This is a genomic window from Kribbella hippodromi, from assembly GCF_039531045.1.
GTDB classification, from domain to species: Bacteria; Actinomycetota; Actinomycetes; order Propionibacteriales; family Kribbellaceae; genus Kribbella; species Kribbella hippodromi.
The window spans coordinates 142,933-162,678 of the sequence record NZ_BAAAPH010000021.1 but is presented as its reverse complement, the minus strand read 5'-3'; the positions used below and the strand labels follow the sequence as shown (position 1 = coordinate 162,678).

The 19,746-nt window shown below is 68.6% G+C and carries 20 protein-coding genes; 13 read left to right on the top strand and 7 right to left on the bottom strand.

Going from position 1 to position 19,746, the window contains the following annotated elements; translation table 11 throughout:
• A partial coding sequence (locus tag ABD260_RS28710; RefSeq protein ID WP_344238376.1) for a hypothetical protein occupies window positions 1–298 on the bottom strand: 298 nt, incomplete at its 3' end.
• A 120-nt stretch (window positions 299–418) separates the two neighbouring features.
• Here ABD260_RS28710 and ABD260_RS28705 point away from each other — a divergent pair.
• The 7 genes from ABD260_RS28705 to ABD260_RS28675 all read left to right on the top strand — a co-directional run bounded on the left by ABD260_RS28705 (window position 419) and on the right by ABD260_RS28675 (window position 7,491).
• On the top strand, window positions 419–1,660 hold the full coding sequence (locus tag ABD260_RS28705; RefSeq protein WP_344238374.1) for an MFS transporter: 1,242 nt from the start codon (window positions 419–421) through the stop codon (window positions 1,658–1,660).
• A complete protein-coding gene (locus ABD260_RS28700; protein ID WP_344238372.1) occupies window positions 1,660–2,298 on the top strand; it encodes a pyridoxamine 5'-phosphate oxidase family protein in 639 nt (212 codons plus the stop codon). The genes ABD260_RS28705 and ABD260_RS28700 overlap by 1 nt, the downstream gene beginning before the upstream one ends.
• Window positions 2,299–2,377: 79 nt before the next feature.
• Window positions 2,378–3,517, top strand: a complete 1,140-nt coding sequence (locus ABD260_RS28695; RefSeq protein ID WP_344238370.1) for a sensor histidine kinase — start codon at window positions 2,378–2,380, stop codon at window positions 3,515–3,517.
• A 108-nt stretch (window positions 3,518–3,625) separates the two neighbouring features.
• Window positions 3,626–4,540 carry an ABC transporter ATP-binding protein gene (locus ABD260_RS28690; protein WP_344238368.1) on the top strand — a complete coding sequence of 305 codons (915 nt, stop codon included), beginning with the start codon at window positions 3,626–3,628 and terminating at the stop codon, window positions 4,538–4,540.
• Window positions 4,537–5,301, top strand: a complete 765-nt coding sequence (locus ABD260_RS28685) for an ABC transporter permease (RefSeq protein ID WP_344238366.1) — start codon at window positions 4,537–4,539, stop codon at window positions 5,299–5,301. The genes ABD260_RS28690 and ABD260_RS28685 overlap by 4 nt, the downstream gene beginning before the upstream one ends.
• Window positions 5,302–5,323: 22 nt before the next feature.
• Window positions 5,324–5,998 carry a response regulator transcription factor gene (locus ABD260_RS28680; protein ID WP_344238364.1) on the top strand — a complete coding sequence of 225 codons (675 nt, stop codon included), beginning with the start codon at window positions 5,324–5,326 and terminating at the stop codon, window positions 5,996–5,998.
• Window positions 5,995–7,491, top strand: a complete 1,497-nt coding sequence (locus tag ABD260_RS28675) for a sensor histidine kinase (RefSeq protein WP_344238362.1) — start codon at window positions 5,995–5,997, stop codon at window positions 7,489–7,491. The genes ABD260_RS28680 and ABD260_RS28675 overlap by 4 nt, the downstream gene beginning before the upstream one ends.
• Here the strand turns inward: ABD260_RS28675 and ABD260_RS28670 are convergent.
• Window positions 7,435–8,646 (bottom strand): alpha-hydroxy acid oxidase, encoded by a 1,212-nt coding sequence (locus tag ABD260_RS28670; protein ID WP_344238360.1) that lies wholly within the window; start codon window positions 8,644–8,646, stop codon window positions 7,435–7,437. The two genes, ABD260_RS28675 and ABD260_RS28670, sit on opposite strands and share 57 nt — an antisense overlap.
• 172 nt (window positions 8,647–8,818) lie before the next feature.
• Between ABD260_RS28670 and ABD260_RS28665 the strand changes: the two genes are divergently transcribed.
• The 5 genes from ABD260_RS28665 to ABD260_RS28645 are packed head-to-tail and all read left to right on the top strand — an operon-like array spanning window position 8,819 to window position 12,258.
• Window positions 8,819–9,508, top strand: coding sequence for a FadR/GntR family transcriptional regulator (locus tag ABD260_RS28665; RefSeq protein ID WP_344238358.1), 690 nt, complete (start codon window positions 8,819–8,821; stop codon window positions 9,506–9,508).
• 53 nt (window positions 9,509–9,561) lie between these two features.
• Window positions 9,562–10,719 carry a sensor histidine kinase gene (locus tag ABD260_RS28660; RefSeq protein WP_344238356.1) on the top strand — a complete coding sequence of 386 codons (1,158 nt, stop codon included), beginning with the start codon at window positions 9,562–9,564 and terminating at the stop codon, window positions 10,717–10,719.
• The gene (locus tag ABD260_RS28655; RefSeq protein ID WP_344238354.1) at window positions 10,712–11,371 is read left to right on the top strand and encodes a response regulator; all 660 of its coding nucleotides are present in this window, start codon (window positions 10,712–10,714) and stop codon (window positions 11,369–11,371) included. Before ABD260_RS28660 ends, ABD260_RS28655 begins: the two co-directional genes overlap by 8 nt.
• Window positions 11,372–11,380: 9 nt before the next feature.
• Complete coding sequence (locus ABD260_RS28650) at window positions 11,381–12,046, top strand: response regulator (protein ID WP_344238352.1); 666 nt, start codon at window positions 11,381–11,383, stop codon at window positions 12,044–12,046.
• Window positions 12,043–12,258, top strand: a complete 216-nt coding sequence (locus ABD260_RS28645) for a hypothetical protein (RefSeq protein WP_344238350.1) — start codon at window positions 12,043–12,045, stop codon at window positions 12,256–12,258. Before ABD260_RS28650 ends, ABD260_RS28645 begins: the two co-directional genes overlap by 4 nt.
• A gap of 117 nt (window positions 12,259–12,375) precedes the next feature.
• On the opposite strand, the gene ABD260_RS28640 is transcribed toward ABD260_RS28645, so the two are convergent.
• From ABD260_RS28640 to ABD260_RS28625, 4 genes are read right to left on the bottom strand one after another with little or no spacing between them, the layout of a single operon-like run.
• Window positions 12,376–13,644 (bottom strand): glycoside hydrolase family 125 protein, encoded by a 1,269-nt coding sequence (locus ABD260_RS28640; protein WP_344238348.1) that lies wholly within the window; start codon window positions 13,642–13,644, stop codon window positions 12,376–12,378.
• Between the two features lie 7 nt (window positions 13,645–13,651).
• The gene (locus tag ABD260_RS28635) at window positions 13,652–14,875 is read right to left on the bottom strand and encodes an ROK family transcriptional regulator (protein WP_344238347.1); all 1,224 of its coding nucleotides are present in this window, start codon (window positions 14,873–14,875) and stop codon (window positions 13,652–13,654) included.
• Window positions 14,868–16,424 (bottom strand): alpha-amylase family protein, encoded by a 1,557-nt coding sequence (locus ABD260_RS28630; protein WP_344238345.1) that lies wholly within the window; start codon window positions 16,422–16,424, stop codon window positions 14,868–14,870. The genes ABD260_RS28635 and ABD260_RS28630 overlap by 8 nt, the downstream gene beginning before the upstream one ends.
• A gap of 35 nt (window positions 16,425–16,459) precedes the next feature.
• On the bottom strand, window positions 16,460–17,665 hold the full coding sequence (locus ABD260_RS28625) for a cysteine desulfurase-like protein (RefSeq protein ID WP_344238343.1): 1,206 nt from the start codon (window positions 17,663–17,665) through the stop codon (window positions 16,460–16,462).
• A 128-nt stretch (window positions 17,666–17,793) separates the two neighbouring features.
• On the opposite strand from ABD260_RS28625, the gene ABD260_RS28620 reads away from it, so the two are divergent.
• Window positions 17,794–18,732 (top strand): DMT family transporter, encoded by a 939-nt coding sequence (locus ABD260_RS28620; protein WP_344238341.1) that lies wholly within the window; start codon window positions 17,794–17,796, stop codon window positions 18,730–18,732.
• Here ABD260_RS28620 and ABD260_RS28615 read toward each other — a convergent pair.
• Window positions 18,707–19,693: a DMT family transporter gene (locus tag ABD260_RS28615; protein WP_344238339.1), complete on the bottom strand. Its 987-nt coding sequence runs from the start codon at window positions 19,691–19,693 to the stop codon at window positions 18,707–18,709. The two genes, ABD260_RS28620 and ABD260_RS28615, sit on opposite strands and share 26 nt — an antisense overlap.
• Window positions 19,694–19,746 lie beyond the last annotated feature (53 nt).

The window sequence follows — 19,746 nt, the reverse complement described above, 5'->3', positions numbered from 1 at the left end:
AGAGGTCAGCGGGTGGATGGGCGGGGCGGCGCTGGGGGACGTCAGTGGGTGGATGGGCGGGGCGGCGTTCGGGGAGGTCGGTGGGTGGGTGGGCGGGTGGGTGCTTCGTTAGGTGGGTGGGTGGGAGGTCGATGGTCAGGGTGGCTTGGTAGTGGTTGGTGGGGGTGCAGAGGATTACGGCGAGGGTGCCGTGGTGGCGGTCGCCGGGGGTGAGCATCAGGTCGATGACGTTGGCGGTGACGGCTGGGTCGGTCAGGGGGTGGTCGGTCCAGGTGGGTGGGAGGTTTTCGAAGCTCATACCTACAAGGTGCCTTGATTCCGAGCCTGGATTTTGGTTTTCCACAGGGGAAAGTGGCCCATCAACCTGACCTACGAATGGACCTGAGGTCTGGGCCGTTGGGATTTTAGGGTCCGGGGTATGGCGATGATTCCTCCCGCTGGTGCGCCGCGGGATCTTGCGATGGCGCAGTTGGCCAACTCGGTCGGGGACGGGGCGTTCGTGGTCACGTCGGCGTTGTTCTTCACCCGGGTGGTCGGGTTGTCGACGGCCGAGGTTGGGCTTGGGCTGACGATTGCTTGGCTGATCGGGTTTCTGGTCGGCGTACCGCTCGGAAATCTGGCCGACCGGCACGGCGCGCGGGGTACGGCGATCGTGCTCGCGCTGACGACCGCGGCGGCGGTGGCGTCGTTCCTGGTCGTACGGGGGTTTGTGCTGTTCCTGGTCGCCGCGATCGTCTACGCGTGCAGCCAGACCGGGCTCACCGCGGCGCGGCAGGCACTGCTCGCGGGGCTCGTCCAGCCGGCCGAGCGGACGAGAATCCGCGCCTTCCTGCAGTCCACGGTCAACGCGGGACTCGCGGTCGGGGCGTTGCTCGGCGGTATCGCGCTCCGCTTCGACACCGAGCCCGCGTACCTGATCGTCTTCGCGATCGACGCGATCAGCTTCCTCCTCGCCGCCGCCCTGATCCGCCGAGTGCCGCCGATCCGTACCCATAACCAAGCAACCGGGGAACCGCGCTTCGCCGTCCTGCATGATCGTCCGTACGCACTCCTGGCGCTGCTCAACGCGGTGATGTTGCTCTTCATGCCCCTGATCAGCCTCGTCGGCCCACTCTGGATCGTCACCAGGACGAATGCGCCAAGCTGGGTCGTGGCGTCGCTGATGATCGTGAACACGCTCGGCGTCACGTTCTTCCAAGTCCGGATCGCCAAGCACGTCACGGATCTGCGCAGCGCCGCCCGTTCCGTCCGGTACGCCGGAATCGCCATGCTGGCCGCCTGCGCCGTGTTCGCAATCACGGCCGCGCACCTGAACCCGGCCACCGCGGCCGCAACCCTGGTCCTGGCCGCCGCGCTGCTAACTTTCGGCGAAATGAAACTGGCCTCCGGAGCCTGGGAAATCAGCTTCGGTCTCGCGCCCGCGGACAAGCAGGGGCAGTACCAAGGATTCTTCGGTACCGGCCCCGCGATCGCCCGGATGCTCGGCCCGGCGATGCTCACCACGGTGATCCTCGGCTGGGGCCCGATCGGCTGGCTGGTGGTCGGTGCGCTGTTCCTGGGGACCAGTTGCGCGACTGGTCCCTCCGTACGATGGGCGGTGCGGACGAGGGCCGTCAACGAGGACGCCACGCCGTCGCTGGTAGAGGAGAACGCCGCCTGATGGAGATTCCTGGACTGGTCGAAATCACCACCCACGACGAGCTGCGCGAGGTCGTCCCGCCGCCGTTGGGCGCCGCCGTCAAGAAGGAGCGCAAGCAGCTCCACGACCTCGACCTCGAGTGGCTGGCCGGCTCGCCGTTCTGCCTGATCGCCACCTCCGACGCCGACGGCAACTGCGACGTCTCCCCCAAAGGCGACCCGGCCGGGTTCGCCAAGGTCCTGGACCGGACCACGATCGCAATCCCGGAGCGGGCCGGCAACCGCCGCGTCGACGGGTTCGTCAACGTGCTCAGCAACCCACACGTCGGGCTGATCTTCTTCATCCCCGGCCGCACCGACACGCTGCGGATCAACGGCCGTGCCCGGATCGTCAAGGAAGCGCCGTTCTTCGACGACATGGTCGTCAAGGGCAACCGTCCGCAGCTGGCATTGCTGGTCGAGATCGAGCAGATCTTCCACCACTGCTCCAAGTCGTTCCTGCGGTCGAAGCTGTGGAAACCCGAGACCTGGAACCCCGAGTCCGTACCCAGCCGGGCGGCGATCTCCAAGGCCCTGGAGCGCCCCGAATCCGACCTGGCGACCCTCGAGACGTACTACGGCGCGCAGTACGAGGAGTCCATCTACAAGGTCAAGTACTGAGGTACCGCGCGGGGCGCAGCACCACTTACTCCGTGGCGACGATGACACCTGTCCCCGCGGACCTCTACGGTTGCGTACTGTGAGCACCTCCGACCCGATCGAGATCGCCTTCCTCGGCGATCGAACGCGCCGTGTGCTGCGTTCGGTGATCCTGTCGCTCATCACGGTGATCGGTACGTTCGGTTCGGCCCAGGGTCAGCCGGACCGGCGGCATCCCGACGTACTGATGGTCGTGCTCCTGCTGATCGGCACGATCGCGCTGTACTGGCTGCGTACGCATCCGGTCGCCGTCCTGTGGACAACTGTCGCGACGACGCTGATCTACATGCTCCGCGAGTACCCGTGGGGCCCGGTGGTGATCGCCTTCGTGATCGCGGTTTTCACCGTGATCCGGCTCGGTCATCGCCTGGCCGGCTGGGCCGGTCTGATCGCCCTGTACGTCCTGCACGTCGGCGGCCGGATCGTCCTCGGGATCAACGCGGACGGCGTGTACCAGGTGCTCCTCGTCGGCGCCTGTTTCTGCGTACTCGGGTTCGTCGCCGAACTGTTCCGCGCCCACCGCGACCGGGTGATGGCGGCCACCAAAACGCGCCGCGAAGAGGAACTGCGTCGCGCCGGCGAGGAACGGCTCCGGATCGCGCAAGAACTGCATGACGTCGTCGCGCACCACATCTCGCTCATCAACGTGCAGGCGTCGACCGCGCTGCACCTGTCGGATCGCCAACCCGAGCGGGCCATCCCCGCGCTGGCGGCGATCAAGGACGCCAGCAAGGAAGCCCTGGTCGAGCTGAGGTCGATCGTCGGCGTACTGCGGCAGTCCGGCGAGTCCGCGCCCCGGCAACCGGTGGCCGGCCTCGATCATCTGGACCACCTGGTCACCCGTACCGGACGCGCCGGTCTGGAAGTGCACAAGATCATCCACGGCGACCCGCGACCACTTCCGACCGGCCTGGATCGCGCCGCGTTCCGGATCATCCAGGAGTCGCTGACCAACGTCGTACGGCACGCGAAGGCGACGTCCGCGACGGTCCGGGTTCAGTACGGTGAGCAGTCGCTCGTACTCCAGATCGACGACAACGGCGACTCGGTCACCACGCAACCGATCGAAGGCAACGGCATCTCCGGCATGCGCGAACGCGCCACCGCGCTCGGCGGCACGCTCACCGCCAACCGCACCCCAGCCGGCGGCTTCCGGATCACCGCGACGCTGCCGCTGTAGATTCTCTGTGAATCCTGGCGGCAGAATCGCAGCCGGCAGCGCTCGATTCACAGAGTTCTCCCAGAACCTCGCACCGATCATCCAGATCAGCAGGTCAGGCTGCGAGCCATGACAACGATCGAAGTGCGCGGGCTGACCAAGCGGTACGGCTCCGACCTGGTCGTGGACGACTTGTCGTTCTCCGTCGAACCAGGTCAGGTGACCGGGTTCCTCGGCCCGAACGGCGCCGGCAAGTCCACGACGATGAAGATGATCCTCGGCCTGGCCAAGCCCACTCGCGGCTCGGTGTCGGTCGGCGGGCGGTCCTACCGGGAGCTGCCGGTTCCGCTGACCGAGGTCGGCGCGCTGCTCGACGCGAGCGCGGTGCACGGCGCGCGCACCGCGTACAACCATCTGCTGGCGCTTGCCGTGAGCAACGGTCTCCCCCGGCGCCGGGTCGGTGAAGTGCTCGGCCGGACCGGCCTGGACGGGGTGGCCGGCAAGCGCGCAGGCGGGTTCTCGCTCGGGATGCGGCAGCGGCTCGGGATCGCGGCGACGCTGCTCGGCGATCCGCGCATCCTGATCTTCGACGAGCCGGTCAACGGTCTCGATCCGGAGGGCATCCGGTGGATTCGTGACTTCATGCGGGAGCTGGCGGCGGAGGGCCGCGCGGTCCTGGTGTCGAGTCACCTGATGAGCGAGATGGCCCAGACCGCCGACCACCTGGTCGTGATCGGCCGTGGCCGGCTGATCGCCGACACCGGGATCGCCGAGCTCATGCACGCGACCGGCAACGGCACCGTCCTGGTCCGGACGGCTGATCCAAGCTCGTTCGCGTACCACCTGACCGCGGCCGGTGGCCGGGTACGCGACGGGCTGCAGGGAGCGCTTGTCGTATCCGGGCTGTCCGGGGAAGAGATCGGCAAACTCGCGGCGTACCACGGCGTACCGCTGAGCGAGCTGACACCGCAGCGTGCATCGCTGGAGGACGCGTTCATGGAGTTGACCAAGGACAGTGTCGAGTACCAAGGGGTGCCGGCATGACCACGTTGCACGCCGAGTGGATCAAGCTCCGCAGCCTGCGCTCGACCTGGTACACGATCGCGTGCCTGTTCGGCTTCGGGCTCGGGATCACCGCGCTGTCGACAAGCGGCGCCCATACGCAGTACTGGGACGGTACGGCGGCCGACCGTGCTGCCTGGGATCCGACCGGTATCAGCCTGAAGACCTACATCGTCGCCCAGCTCGTAGTCGGTGTCCTTGGCATCCTGGTGGTGACCTCCGAGTTCGCGACCGGACTGATGCAGACCACACTCGCCGCCACGCCGCGCCGGCACCGCTTGCTCGCCGCGAAAGCAGTCACCGCGACCGCGATCGCAGCGGTCGCCGGGCAAGTCCTGATGTTCGCGTCGTTCTTCCTCGGGCAGGCCGTCCTCGCCGCGCACGACGTACCATCGGCACACCTCAGTGATCACGGCGTACTCCCGGCCGTCGTCGGCGGCGGGCTCTACCTGTCCGCGATCGCCGTGCTGGCGGTCGGTCTCGGCACCATCCTGCGAGCGACGGCGGGCGCGCTGGCGACACTGGTCGGGATCGTGTTCCTGATCCCGGCGCTGTCCGGACTGTTCCCGTCCTGGATGCAGGGCATCTTCGACTTCTGGCCGACCCGTGGGGCGGCCGCGATCTTCGCGACCGTACCGGACCCGGACTTCCCGCACCCCTGGCTCAATCTCGGCGGCCTGTGGGTCGGCGTCGCCGTGGTCCTGACCGCCGCGTTCGTCGTCTTCCGGCGACGCGACGTCTGAGCACCTGTCTATCCTGGCGACCATGACCCGGCTGCTCGTGGTGGACGACGAGGCGACGGTACGAGAGCTGCTGTCCGCGACGCTGCGATTCGCCGGCTTCGAGGTGACGTCCGCGGCGACTGCCGCCGAAGCAGTCGCCGCCGCTGTCGCGGAACCGCCGGACCTGGTCCTGCTGGACGTGATGCTGCCGGACACGGACGGTTTCGATGTCGTCCGCCGCCTGCGCGAGCACGGTCCGATGCCCGTACTGTTCCTGACCGCCCGGGACGGGCAGGCGGACAAGATCCGCGGGCTGTCCCTCAGCGCGGACGACTATGTGACCAAGCCGTTCGACCTGGAGGAGCTGATTGCCCGGATCCGTGCGGTGCTGCGGCGTACGACCGGCAGGCACAGTGACGTACTGACCGCCGGCCGGCTCGCACTTGATGCCGAGGGCCACCAACTGACCCGCGACGGCAGCCCGCTCCGGGTCTCCCCCACCGAGTTCCGCCTGCTGCGCTACCTGATGGAGAACGCCGGACGGGTCGTGTCCAAAGCGCAGATCCTCGAGCAGGTGTGGCGGTACGACTTCAACGGAGACACCAGCATCGTGGACACGTACATCTCGTACTTGCGGCGCAAGGTCGACGACGCGGAGCCGAAGCTCATCCACACCGTGCACGGCGTCGGCTACGTACTCAGGGCACCCAAACCATGAGGAAGCTGTCGCTACGCACCCGGCTGCTGGTGCTCACAGCCGGACTGCTGCTCGCGGGACTCAGCCTGATCAGCGCGGTCGTGTCGCACCAGTTGGAGCAGTACCAGCTGAACCGCCTCGACAGTCAGCTTCGTTCATTCACCCAGATCATCGCCCAGGTGTCACCGAACGGTCCGCAGCCGCAGCAGCCCGCCCGTCCACAGCTGCTCGACCCTGCGCTCGACCTGATCGGCGCACCGTACCTGGCGTACCTGGACGCGAACGGAGCGATCATCGGCACTCTCCGCTCGTCCCGCGTCGCCGCAGCGTCTTTCCCGACCGACGCGGAACTGCAGAAGCTGCCAACGGATGGCTCCACGATGTCCCTGCCGGCCGCGAACGGATCGGGTCGCTGGCGTGCACTGGCCAGACCAGCGGTTGGCTGGAGTGGCACTGTGGTCGCCGCCGCACCACTGACCGAGGCCGACGCGACCATCTCCCAGTTGCGGACCAGCAGCCTGATCACTGGTGCCGCACTGCTCGTCCTGTTGACCGCAGTCGGCTGGTGGGCACTGGGACGCGGGCTCAGGCCGCTCCGCCGGATCGAGCACACCGCGGCTGCCATCGCCGATGGTGACCTGGCACAACGCGTACCAGGGATCGCCGCGCCACGAACCGAGATCGGCCAGCTGGCGACCTCACTGAACACAATGCTCGGTCAGCTCGAACAGGCCTTCACCGACCGCGCCGCGACCGAGACCCGGATGCGTACGTTCCTGTCCGACGTCAGCCACGAGCTGCGTACGCCGCTGGTCGGGATCAAGGGTTCGACCGAGTTGTACCGGATGGGCGGATCGGATGCCGACGAGGCGATGAGCCGGATCGACCGGGAGGCGACGCGGCTGACCAGGTTGACCGAAGACCTGCTCCTGCTCGCCCAACTCGACGAAGCACCTGAAGGGCAGCTCGACCGGACGCCCATGGACCTCCGCACGATCGCCAACGACGCCCGGCATGACCTGAAGGCACTCGACCCTTCCAGGCCGATCACGCTGACCGGCCTGGAAGGTGGCGTACCCGGTCCCGCCGCGGTCCTTGGCGATGAGGACCGGCTGCGCCAGGTCGTCACCAACCTCGTCGGCAACGCGATCGCGCACACGCCACCCGGCAGCCCGGTCCGGATCGGTGTCGGTACGTCGGACGGGCACGCCGTACTGGAGATCGAGGATCGTGGTCAGGGCCTGACCGAAGAGCAGGCCGGCCGGGTTTTCGACCGGTTCTACCGCACTCGTGGGAGTACCGGGCTGGGCCTGGCGATCGCGCGGTCCATCGCCCGGGCCCACGACGGCGACCTCGTACTGCGGACCGCCCTCGGCGCCGGATCCACCTTCCGCCTGACCCTGCCGGTGCTGTCAGCGTCGGACTCATCAGGGCAGCAGTTGTCAGGGCCGGTGTTGTCAGGGCAGGCGGACGTGGGACGGGTTCAGGTCGGCGACGGTGGAGACGCCGAGTAGGGCCATCGTGCGGCGGACCTCCTTGGTCAGGATCTCCGCGGCACGGGCGACGCCGCGCTGGCCGCCGGCCATCAGCCCGTACAGGTAGGCGCGGCCGACCAGGCACGCGTCCGCTCCGAGGGCGATCGCGGCGACGATGTCGGCGCCGGACATGATGCCGGTGTCGAGGTAGATCTCCGCGTCACCACCGACCGCCTTGCGTACGTCCGGAAGGATCCGCAGCGGTGTCGGCGCCCGGTCCAGCTGGCGGCCGCCGTGGTTGGACAGCACGACCGCGTCCGCGCCCGCGTCGACCACGCGGCGGGCGTCCTCGACGGTCTGGATGCCCTTCACGATCAGCGGGCCGTCCCAGATCGACCGCAGCCAGTTCAGGTCGTCGATGGTCATGGTCGGGTCGAACAGCTTGTCGAGCAGCTCGGCGACGGTGCCGTCCCAGCTGGACAGCGACGCGAAGGTCAGCGGTCTCGTGGTCAGCAGGTTGGCCCACCAGGCCGGGTGCATCGATGCGTCCAGCACCGTCTTCACGGTCAGCGAAGGCGGGATCGTGAACCCGTTGCGGACATCGCGCAGCCGGGCGCCGGCAACTGGTACGTCGACGGTCAGCATCAGCGCCTCGTACCCGGCGGCCGCGGAGCGCTTGACCAGGTCCTCGCCGGCGTCGCGGTCCTTCCAGACGTACAGCTGGAACCACTTGCGGGCGTTCGGCGCGGCGGCGGCGACGTCCTCGATCGAGGTGGTGCCCATCGTGGACAGCGCGTACGGGATGCCGATGTCCTCCGCGACCTTCACCACCGCGCTTTCACCCTCGTGGTTCATCATCCGGGTGAAACCGGTCGGCGCGAACGCGAACGGCAGCTCGGAGCGGCCGCCCAGGATCGAGGTGCCGAGGTCGATCGCGGACACGTCCCGCAGGATCGACGGCTGCAGCTCCATCTCCGCGAACAACCGCCGGGCGCGGCGAAGGCTGATCTCGGCCTCGGCGGCGCCGTCGGTGTAGTCGAACACCGAGCGCGGCGTCCGCCGTTTCGCGATCGCGCGCAGGTCGGCGATCGTCAGCGCCCTGTCCAGCCGCCGCTCGGTCGGGTTCACCGTGACCGGCTTCGGCCGCAGCAACGGCTTCAGCTCGGACCATTTGGGCATCTGGCGATCGGTCATCACAACTCCCGGCTTCGTGTGGTCGGACCACACCCTACCCTGTGGTCCGACCACACAGCTACAGTTGCTCCATGCACTCCCCCACCTCCCTCCGCGCTGCTAGGAGCCTTTCTCCCCGAAACCGAGGTAAAACGCTCCAGCAAGCGAGCAAAAACACTCCTAGGAGCGGGGTGTGAAGAACTACGAGCTGGTCTTGCATCGGGTGGAGGGGGACCTGGCCGCAGGGCGGTTGCGGATCGGGGGGCGGTTGCCGGGGGAACGGGCGCTCGCCGAGCAGCTTGGGATCAGCCGGCCGTCGGTGCGGGAGGCGGTCCGGGTGCTGGAGGCGATGGGCGTGGTGCGGACCGCGACCGGGTCCGGGCCGGAGGCGGGCGCGGTGATCGTGGCCGAGCCGGTGTCGCCGCTGACCGCCGTGCTGCGGTTGCACCTGGCAACCAACCATCTGCCGATGGGTGACGTCGTGCAAACCCGGTTGTTGCTGGAGTCGTGGTCGGCGCGGGAAGCGGCCGGGCGGGAGCTCGCGGCGAATGAGCTCAAGGTTGCCGAGGAACTGCTCGACCGGATGGACAACACCGGGTTGTCGCCGGAGGAGTTCCACCTGCTCGACGCCGAGTTCCATGTCGCGCTGGCGGGGCTTGCTGGGAATGTGCTGATCGCCGCGGTGATGACTTCGTTGCGGTCGGCGATTCACGAGTACGTGCTGGCTGCCGTACCGAACCTGCCGGACTGGGAAGCGACGGCTGTGGGTTTGCGGGCCGAGCACCGGGAGATCCTGGTCGCGATACGCGGCGGCGAGGCGGAGCGGGCGGGTGAGTTGGTGGCCGCGCACATCCGCGGGTTCTACCGGGCGGCGCAGTTGTAGCTTCGACTTTGGTCGGTGGTGCGGGAGGCGCGCGGGCGCCTACTCTCGGCGGCATGGAGGAGTTGTGCGCACCGCCCAAACCGTCGAAGCGGGTCGATCTGATCGCGACCGCGGCGCTCGGCGTACTGGTGGTGATGACGATCGTCGGGCGGTCGGCCGACCCGGCGCACCGGCCGTTCTTGTGGCTCGACATCACGGTCGGTGTGCTTTCGATCGCACTGATTCCGGTCATCGCACGCCGGCCGGTGACCGGTACGCTCGCGCTTGCCGTACTCGCTGCCTTCTCCCCCGCCGCCACCCCGCCGTCCACCGCCGGTACGCTCAACGTCGCGATGCGCCGGCCGTGGCGTACCGCGATCCTGGTGGCGGCAGCCGGTACGGTCGCGCATCTGATTCAGGGCCTCCGGCAACCGATCAGTGGCTTGCCGTACTTCTGGTTCGCGGTCCTCGACGTCGTCGTCCACGCCGCCCTGCTCGGCTGGGGGCTGGGCGCGCAGGCGCGGCAGCAGTTGCTGATGTCGTTGCGCGATCGGGCCATCCGCGCGGAGGCCGAGCAGGGCCGCCGGATCGCGGAGGCGCGGACGCTGGAGCGTACGAAGATGGCGCGCGAAATGCATGACGTCCTCGCGCACCGGTTGTCCTTGCTGGCGACGTACGCGGGTGCGCTTGAATACCGCCCGGACTCGTCGCCGGAGAAACTCGCGAAGGCGGCCGGCGTGATCCGGACCGGCGTACACCAGGCGCTGGACGAGCTGCGCGAAGTGATCAGCGTTCTCCGCGACGACACGGACATCGAGGCCATGCCCGGCGGGCGGCCGCAGCCGACGTTCGGCGATCTGCGCGCGCTGGTCGACGAATCCCGCGACGCGGGAACGACGGTCGGGTACGACGACCGGGTGGCCGACCCCGCTTCGTTGCCGCCCGCAACGGGGCGTACGGCGTACCGGATCGTCCAGGAAGGGCTCACGAACGCGCGCAAGCACGCCGCCGGTCATCCGGTGAATGTACTGGTGACAGGTCAGCCTGGTGACGGGTTGCGGATCGAGCTGACCAACCCAGCCGTGAACGGCACACCGCTGGCGCCGGGCAGCGGCACCGGGCTGGTCGGACTGACCGAACGGGTGCAGCTGGCCGGGGGCACGCTGGACCACGGACGGGTGCCCGGTGGCGGCTTTCGCCTCCTGGCCTCGCTACCGTGGCCCCATGAATGAACAGCCTGGGATCCGGGTCCTGGTGGTGGACGATGACGCATTGGTCCGCGCCAGCCTTGAGATGATGCTCGACGGAGCGAACGGGATCTCCGTCGTCGGCCAGGCCGCGGACGGTGACGAAGTACCTGCCGCCGTCGATGCGCACTTCCCCGATGTCGTACTGATGGATCTGCGGATGCCGCGCGTGGACGGCATCGTCGCGACCAAGCGGCTGCGGGCGCGGACCAATCCGCCTGAGGTCGTCGTGCTGACCACGTTCGACACCGACGAGAACGTCCTGCACGCGCTGCGCGCCGGGGCCAGTGGGTTCCTGCTGAAGGACACGCCACCGCCGCAGATCGTCGAGGCGGTCCGGCGCGTCGCAGCCGGTGATCCGATCCTCTCCCCCGCGATCACGCGGCGGTTGATGGATCGCGCCGCGACGCAGGCGGACGCCCACACGATCGCGCAGCAGAAGCTGGAGCGGCTGTCACCTCGCGAGTACGACGTGATGCTGGCGGTCGCCCAGGGCAAGGCGAACGCCCAGATCGCGACCGAGCTGTTCATGAGCCTGGCGACCGTGAAGGCGCACATCTCGCACATCCTGACCAAGCTGGAGCTCGGGAACCGCACCCAGATCGCGCTGCTCGCCCATGACGCGGGGCTGGCATAGGCTCCCCGCATGATCAGGGTGTTGCTGGCGGACGATCAGGCGTTGGTACGGGCCGGGTTCCGGTCGCTGCTGAACGCCGAGGACGACATCACGGTGATCGGTGAGGTGTCGGACGGCGCCGAGGCGGTCGCGGTGGCGCGGGCCGAGAAGCCGGATGTGGTGCTGATGGACATCCGGATGCCCGGCACCGACGGGTTGGAGGCGACCCGGGAGATCGGTGCGGACCCGGAGCTCGCCGGCGTACACGTGGTGATTCTTACTACGTTCGACCTGGACGAGTACGTCTTCGAGGCGCTGCGGGTTGGGGCCAGTGGGTTTTTGGTGAAGGACACGGAGCCGGTCGAGTTGCTGCAGGCGGTGCGGGTGGTTGCCCGGGGCGATGCGCTGTTGTCGCCTGGGGTGACGCGGACGTTGGTGGCCGAGTTCGCTTCGCGCAGCCGGCAACCACATGCCAGCAAGGAACTGGACGTACTGACCGAGCGCGAGAAGGAGATCGTGGCTCTGGTCGGTGAGGGGCTGTCCAACGACGAGATCGCCGCCCGGCTCGTACTCAGTCCCGCAACCGCCAAAACCCATGTCAGCCGGGCAATGATCAAACTCGGCGTACGCGACCGCGCCCAACTGGTAGTACTCGCCTACCAAACCGGCCTCGTACGCCCCGGCTGGCTGGGTTGACCTTGCCGTCCCTCCACCTCAACCTCGCCGACGACTACCGCCGCCTGCAACAGACCGAGCCCGCGTACGAGCACCTGGAACTAGCCCGCAAGCACCTCGACCAGCTGCCGGACAACCCGTACGGCAACCTCATCCGCAGCGGCGTACAACACGTCGCCGACGCACTGGCAGCCGGCAACACCCAACCGCTGGAGAGCAGTCCCAGCACTTAAGGACTCCAGCAGCTCGACTGTACGTATACGCCCGCTGCGAGCGAGCCCAGGCGGGTGCAGCACCTGTAGGGCGGGCCAGTGGGCATATACGTACTGTCGAGCTGCCGGAGAAGTCGCCTAGCCCAGGCCCGCGTGGACCAGGGCTAGTTCGCAGAACATGGCGTTGGCCCAGGAGAACCACTCGCGGGTGTACTGGGTGGGGTCGTCCACGTCGAAGCCTTCGTGCATCTGGCCGGTGTTGCCGGTGGTGTCGCGGAGGAGTTGCAGGAGGTGCTGGCGTTCGGCCGGGGACGTGCTGGAGATGCCCTGCACAGCCAGGGCGATGTGCCAGATGTAGCGCGGGGGCGTGTGCGGACTGCCGATGCCCGCGGCGGCGGTTCCGCTGTAGTAGTACGGGTTCTCGGGGCTGAGCAGCAGCTTGCGGGTCGCCAAGTAGGTCGGATCGTCGGCAGCCGCGTACCCGGTCAGCGGGATCCCCAGCAGGCTCGGCATGTTCGCGTCGTCCATCAGCAGCGCATCACCGAGACCATCGACCTCGTACGCGAACACGCGCCCGTGCACCGGATGATCGACAGTGCCGTACTGAGCGATGCCCTCGTCGATCTCCGCCTTCAACGCCTTCGCACGATCCGCGAGCGGCTCGTCCCGCAGGACCTCGGTCGCGATCTCCTGCAGATAGCCGAGCACCACCGACGCGAACATGTTGCCGGGTACGTTGAATCCCAGCTCGGTCGCGTCGTCACTCGGGCGGAACGCGCTCCACGACATCCCGGTCGGCTGGGTCAGCCGCCCGCGCCCGTCCCGTACCAGCGTGTCCGACGCCCGATCGTCATGCCTCTGGAACCGGTACGGCGACCGCGCTTCGTGATCCTGCTCGACCGTCCACAACTCGATAATCGCCTCGGCGGCGGCGCGGTACCGGTGGTCGATCACATCCGCCCGCCCGGTGATCCGCCACAGCCGGTACGCCAGCTCAAGCGGGAAGCACAACGAGTCGATCTCGTACTTCCGCTCCCACACCCACGGCGACATCTCGGTCTCGTCGGTGACGTGCCCGGCGCCGTTCGCTTCCTTGTTGAACGCATTCGCGTACGGGTCGAGCACCACGTACTCGAGCTGTCGGTGCAGCACCCCGATCAGTACGTCCTGCAGCCCCGGATCGTCCTTGCACAGCAGCAGGTACGGGCGCAGCTGCGCGGCCGAGTCCCGCAGCCACATCGCCGGGATGTCGCCGGTGAGCACGAACGTGGTCCCGTCCGGCAGCCGCTCCGCGACCGCGGGCAGGTTCTCGGCCATCGAGCGCCGGAACATCTCCGCGATCACCTCGTCACCGGCGGCCCGCTGGACGGCCGCCGTGGCGCGGGCGAGGACCTCGGGGTCGATCATGAACACATCACCTTTCACCGACAAGTGCCAACGAGGGGTTGGGAGAGAACGTCTGATCCAGTACCAGGCTGCCGGCACCGATCGCACCGACATCCGCGCCGAGCGCCGTACCGGTGACCTCGAACGGATGCACCGCCCGAAGCAGGAACCGGCCGTCGAGCGCGGACCGCACCGCGTCGCCGAGCACCGGCGCGAGCTGCTCCCAGTGCGGGCCGCCGAACACCACGCGCTCCAAGTCCAGCAGGTTCGCGATGTCCTCGACCACCTTGGCGATCCGCCCGGCCAGCGCGACAATGATTTCCCTGGGTACGCCGGCACCGTCCGCGGCCAGCCCGCACAACCGCGAGAACGCCGCGTCCACAGCCTGCCGGTCGTCCAGATCGATGCCCTGGGCAAGCACTCCGGCCTGAAGCGCCTGCTGCACCAGGTACCGCGGCTGACTCGATTCGCCGGCACAACCGCGCCGCCCGCAATAGCAGACCGGACCATCGGGGTCGACGATCACGTGACCGATCTCGCCGACGTTGCTGGACGAACCGCGGACCACTTCGTCGCCGATCACCAGCCCGGCGCCGATCCCGGTCCCGAGATAGAAGAACACGAAGCTGCCGCCCTGCCCGGCCCACTTCTCCGCGGAGGCGGCGGCGGTCACGTCCTTGTCGAGCACGACCGGCAAGCCCGTACGCCCCTGCAACTCGTCGCGCAACGGGACGCGATGCCAGGCGGAAAGGTTCGGTGGGTCGACGATCATGCCGCGCTCGACATCGATCGGACCTGGTGCCGCGATGCCGACCCCGGTGACGCGATCGCGCGGCGCGCCGGCCTCGCTGATCGCGTCCTCGATCGTCTTCGCGATGCCGTCGATGAGAATGCCGGGCTCGTCCGCGATCTGATTGACCGGCCGTCGTGCGACCACTTCACCGGTCAGATCGAGCAGCACGACCGTGACGACGGACGGATCGAGGTGTACGCCGACCGCGTACTGACCGGTCGGCTCCAGCTCGAGCAGGGTCCGCGGCTTGCCCAGGCCGGCGCCACGGAGGCGGCCGGCTTCCCGGACCAGACCGGCGTCGAGGAGCCGGCGTGCGATGTTCGAGATCGCCTGGCCGGACAGGCCGGTCGCCTCGGCCAGCTCGACCCGGCTGAGCTGCTCGCTCCGCCGGATCGCATCCAGTACGACGGCGTCATTGAATCCGCCGACGCGATCGAGGTTCGTACCTCGCCTAGCCACGCGGGTCCGCACCCCACGGACGGGACCAGTCGTACTGAACGGTCTCGTCGCCCGCGCGCCACGCGTTCGGGGTGGTGTTCTCCAGCCAGTCGGTCGGTTCGAGGCCACCCGGCGTTCCACCGTCGAGCGCCAGCCGGATGCCGTCCCGCAACGCCTGATCCGTCCGTTCGTTGCGCGCGGCGGGGTCGATTGACAAGAACAGCGCGGTGCCGGAGCGGGCGATCAGGTCGAGGAACTGGGCGTTCAGTTCCCAGGGCGTTTCCGGCGTACACGGCACGCAGTCGGCGTCCACGGCGAAGATGCGGTTGTGCTGTGGCAGCCGGAACGCGAGCGTGTTCACGCCCATTTTCCGGGTCCGCTCCCAGTCGCGGCCGGAGGTGTCGTCGCCAGTGCGCTGCACGTCGACCAGACCGGCCGCGAGATGCCCGACGGTGTTGCAGCCGATCAGCACGACCCCGTCCGCCGCGGCGCGGATCTCCCGGTAGAACGCGAGCACGATCTCGGCCGTCGTCCGGGCCGGATCATGGAACTGCCAGCCGTCATCGGTCAGCCGAGATCCCATCGCGGGGCCGAAGTCGCCGAACACGTCGTACGTACTGAAGTCGTGCTTGACCAGCTCGAAACCCCAGTCCTTGAACCGTTGCAGGTCCGCGCGTACGCCGTCGAGCACTTCCGGACGGGACGGGTCGAGCGCACGGCCCGGCTTGTCATGCGGACCCGCCGACGCCAACCGGCTGGGCTCGCGCACCAGCAATGGACGGAACCACAAACCGGGTCGCGCGCCGATCGCCTTGATCGAGGCCGCTGTACCCGCGAGGTCATCGAAGACACCCGGCGTACCGCGGTCCCACGGTCCCCCGGACGCGATCCCGCCCGGATACCAGCCGTCGTCGACAACGCTGAACGGCTTGACCGGGTGACCGTCCGCGAGTTCCACGATCGTGGTCGCGTCCTTGAGGACGGCTTTCTCGTCGAAGTTCTCGCCGTACGCGTAGTACCAGTTGTTCGCGCCGACGATCGGCCCGGCCACCGGCGCGGGCTCAGGTCGCGCCGGTAGCCGGGTGCTCATGGTGGCGACCGCCGCATGCAGTGTCTGCCAGGGCGTGCCCGCGTCCTCGAAGTCGCGTACGGTCGCGGCGCGCAAGGTCCGGCCGTTCAACTGCGTTGGTCCGCCGCCGTTCCGCAGGTCGAGCCAGAGGGTGAAGCCGTCACCGTCGACCGTCCAGGAACAGAACGCATTCGGCTGTACGTCGACGCCGGCGCCCGTGGTTTCACCGGTGCCCGGGTCATGGGCGAGGAAGTACCACGGCAGCAGGCGCTCGGGTTGCTGGTGGCGCCATTGCAGGTCGCCGTACGAGCGCTCCCAGGCGTCGCCGAGGATCAGCGCACCGACCGGAAGTCGCGAGGTCCAGCGCAGCGCGACCCGGCTGATCCGCGTCGCGGTCACCTCGACCGTGCCGTCCGCCCAGCTCACCTCGACGCCAGGCGCCGACCGGGTCAGCTTGTCCGAGGGGTCCACCTGGACGAAGACAGCGCTCGGTTCCCTCACCAGATCCCCCTCCAAGCCGACTTTCCCCAGAGACTTTAGTTAGTCCCGCTCGCGCCGGTCAAGGCGGTGACCGCGGCCACCAGGCGATCGACGTCGGACTGGTCAGTGTAGGGCGCGAGGCCGGCGCGGACAGCGCCTTCCGGACCAAGGCCGAGCTGGCGCGCCGGCTCGTACGCATAGAACGAACCCGCCGGGGCGTTCACCCCCGCCTTGGCGAGGTGCTCCGCTACGGCGGCTGGGCTGTGGCCGTCGACCGTGAAGAGCAGGGTCGGCGTACGGCGCGCCGCGTGGCCGTACAGCGTGACACCGGGAAGGGCGGCGAGACGTGCTTCCAGGTCATCGCGAAGGGCGTCCTCGTACGCCTCGACCAGTTCGAGCGAGCTGATCAGTCGCTCGCGGCGGGTGGCGCCCGTACCGCCGAGTCCGGCCAGGAAGTCGACTGCGGCGGTGGTGCCGGCGAGCAGTTCGTACGGCAACGTGCCGAGCTCGAATCGTTCCGGTACGACATCCGTCGACGGAAGCAACTTGTCCGGGTAGAGCGTCTCCAGAAGATCGGGCGCCGCGGTCAGTACGCCCAGGTGCGGGCCGAAGAACTTGTAGGGCGAGCAGGCGTAGAAGTCCGCGTACGTGGCGTCGATCGGGACATGCGCGGTCAGATGGACACCGTCGACGTACAGCAGCGCACCGGCGGCATGAACCTGCTCCGCGATCCGCTTCGTGTCCGGCCGGGTACCGAGCAAGTTGGAGGCTCCGGTGACCGCGACCAGCCGGGTGCGGTCGGTGAGCAGCGGGGCGATGTCGTCCAGCTCGGAGGTCTCGCGGTCGAAGCCGAGCCAGGTGACCGTGACGCCGGCCGCGTCAGCAGCCTGCACCCACGGCCGGACGTTCGCGTCGTGGTCGAGCCGGCTGATGATCACCTCGTCGCCCACGTTCCAGGTCTTGGCGAGCGTCCGGGCGAAGTCGTACGTCAGCTGCGTCATGCTCCGGCCGAACACGATGCCCTGCGCGCTGGTGCCCAGCAGGTCGGCCATCGCCGCCCGCGCGGCGAGCACGATCTCGTCCGCGCGCCGCTCGGCCGCGGTCAGCCGGCCGCGGTTGGCGAGCGCGGACGTCATCGTCCGCGCGACCGCCTCGGCGACCACCTGCGGGGTCTGCGAACCGCCCGGACCGTCGAAATGCGCGGCGCCCTCGTCGAGCGCGGGGAACTGCTTGCGGACCGCCACCACGTCGAAGCCACTCATGCCCGCCATCCTTCCACTGTGCCGTCGTTCACCGTGCCGTCGTTCACCGTGCTGTCGTCCCTGCTGCCCGAATCCGGATAAAGATGCACGAACTGTCGGTCCGGTAGTGCAGGATGTCAGGAGTGAGCATGGTAACGACTCCTGACAGCACGATCGACCGGCCGGCCGTCAAAGCCTGGCTTCCGACCATGCTGGCGCTGGCCGCCATCTGGGGCTGCAGCTTCCTTTTCATCTCGGTGGGCGTTCGCGAACTGCCCCCGCTCTACCTGGCCCTCGGGCGCGTACTCACCGGCGCCGTCGTCCTGCTGGCGATCCTGTTGTTCAAGCGCGAGCGGCTGCCGCGTACGCCGCGGATCTGGGCGCACTCGTTTGTCGCCGGCGCGATCGGCTCGGCGATCCCGTGGACCCTGTTCGGGTACGGCGAGGAACGCATCCCGTCCTTGCTGGCCGGGATCTGGAACGGCATCACGCCGCTGATCGTGCTGCCGATCGCGGTGCTGATCTTCCGGACCGAGAAGTTCTCGCTGCAGCGCGGCGCCGGGCTGCTGATCGGCTTCATCGGCATGCTGATCGTCCTCGGTGCCTGGCGGGTGAACAGCGGCGCGGACCTCGTCGGGCAGGGACTGTGCATGCTCGCGGCCGTGTTCTACGGACTCGCGATCCCTTACCAGAAACGCTTTCTGGCCGGAACGACGCTGTCCGGGACCGCGCTCTCGGCCACTCTGTTGCTTTGCGCAACAGTTCAGCTGGCGATCGTCGCGCCGCTGGTGACCCACCAGGCGCCGCCCGCGCCGTGGTCGCTGTCCCCCGAGGTGCTGTTGAGCGTGATCGCGCTCGGCGCGCTCGGCAGCGGGCTCGCGTTCGTGCTGAACATGCGCAACATCCGCCTGATCGGAGCCAGCCGGTCGTCGATGGTCACGTACCTGATACCGGTGTTCTCGATCCTGGTCGGTGTGATCGTTCTCCGCGAACACATCACCTGGTACCAACCGGCCGGCGGCCTGGTCGTACTGCTCGGGGTGGCCGTGTCGCAGGGCGTACTCAGGCGGCGCGCTTCACAAGGTTAGGCACTGCCGCGACGATGACCGCGACCAGCGCGAGGAAGGTGCCCGTGACGACCGGCAAGGTGACTGCCTTGTCGGCGGCCGGGAGCCAGAGGTCGACGGCGAGGCTGGCGATCAGCTGTCCGGCGATCGTGGCGAGGCCCAGGATGAAGACGCCGACCACGCGGACGACCGCGGCGGCCGCGCTGATGTAGATCACGCCGCAGGCGCCGCCCAGGTAGAGCCACGGTTCCGAGGGCAGGTGGTGCGGGGCGCCGCGGACGATCAGGTCGACCACGAAGGCGAGCAGCAGGGCGCCGAACCCGACGAGGAAGTTCACGACTCCGGCGGCGATCGCGCCGTACCCGTCCGGAGAGGCGGTGCGGGCGACGCGGCCGTTGATTGCCTGCTGGACGGCGGTGCCGAGGCCGCCGATGGCGGGGAGGATCGCGAGCAGCAGGCCGGTGTGGCTGAGTTGGTCGGAGACCGCGAGGACGACCGCGGCGAGGGCACCCAGCGCGCCGACTACGCGGAGGGGTGTGACTGGTTGCGGACCGGCTGGGCCGAGGCCGGCGCGGTCGACGATCAGGCTGGCGAAACCCTGACCCGCGACGATCGCGACGGTGAAGACGGCGACGCCGATGATGGAGACGGTGAACGACTGGGTCACGACCAGGTAGGCGCCGGCGATGCCGCCGAGGCACTGGTACCAGCGGAGGCCGCCTGCGGGGTTGCGGATGGTGGTCCAGACGCTGGTGAGGGCGTGGCGTACGCGTGGTACGAGCGCGCTGACGATCAGCAGGATCAGCAGGCCGGAGCCGAACGAGACCAGTGCGGCGGGTACGCCGTCGCCGAGGACACCGCCGAGCTCACCATTCAGGCGCGACTGGACGGCGACCAGCATGCCGATCCCGAAGGCGGAAACCAGGCCGACGACGTGGTGCCGCCGGGTCGAGACGGCTGGGCGGGTGGCGGTTGTTGTCACGTCACTATCATGACCGTTCGCCGGGTAGCGCCTGACGGCAGGTCATGCATTCG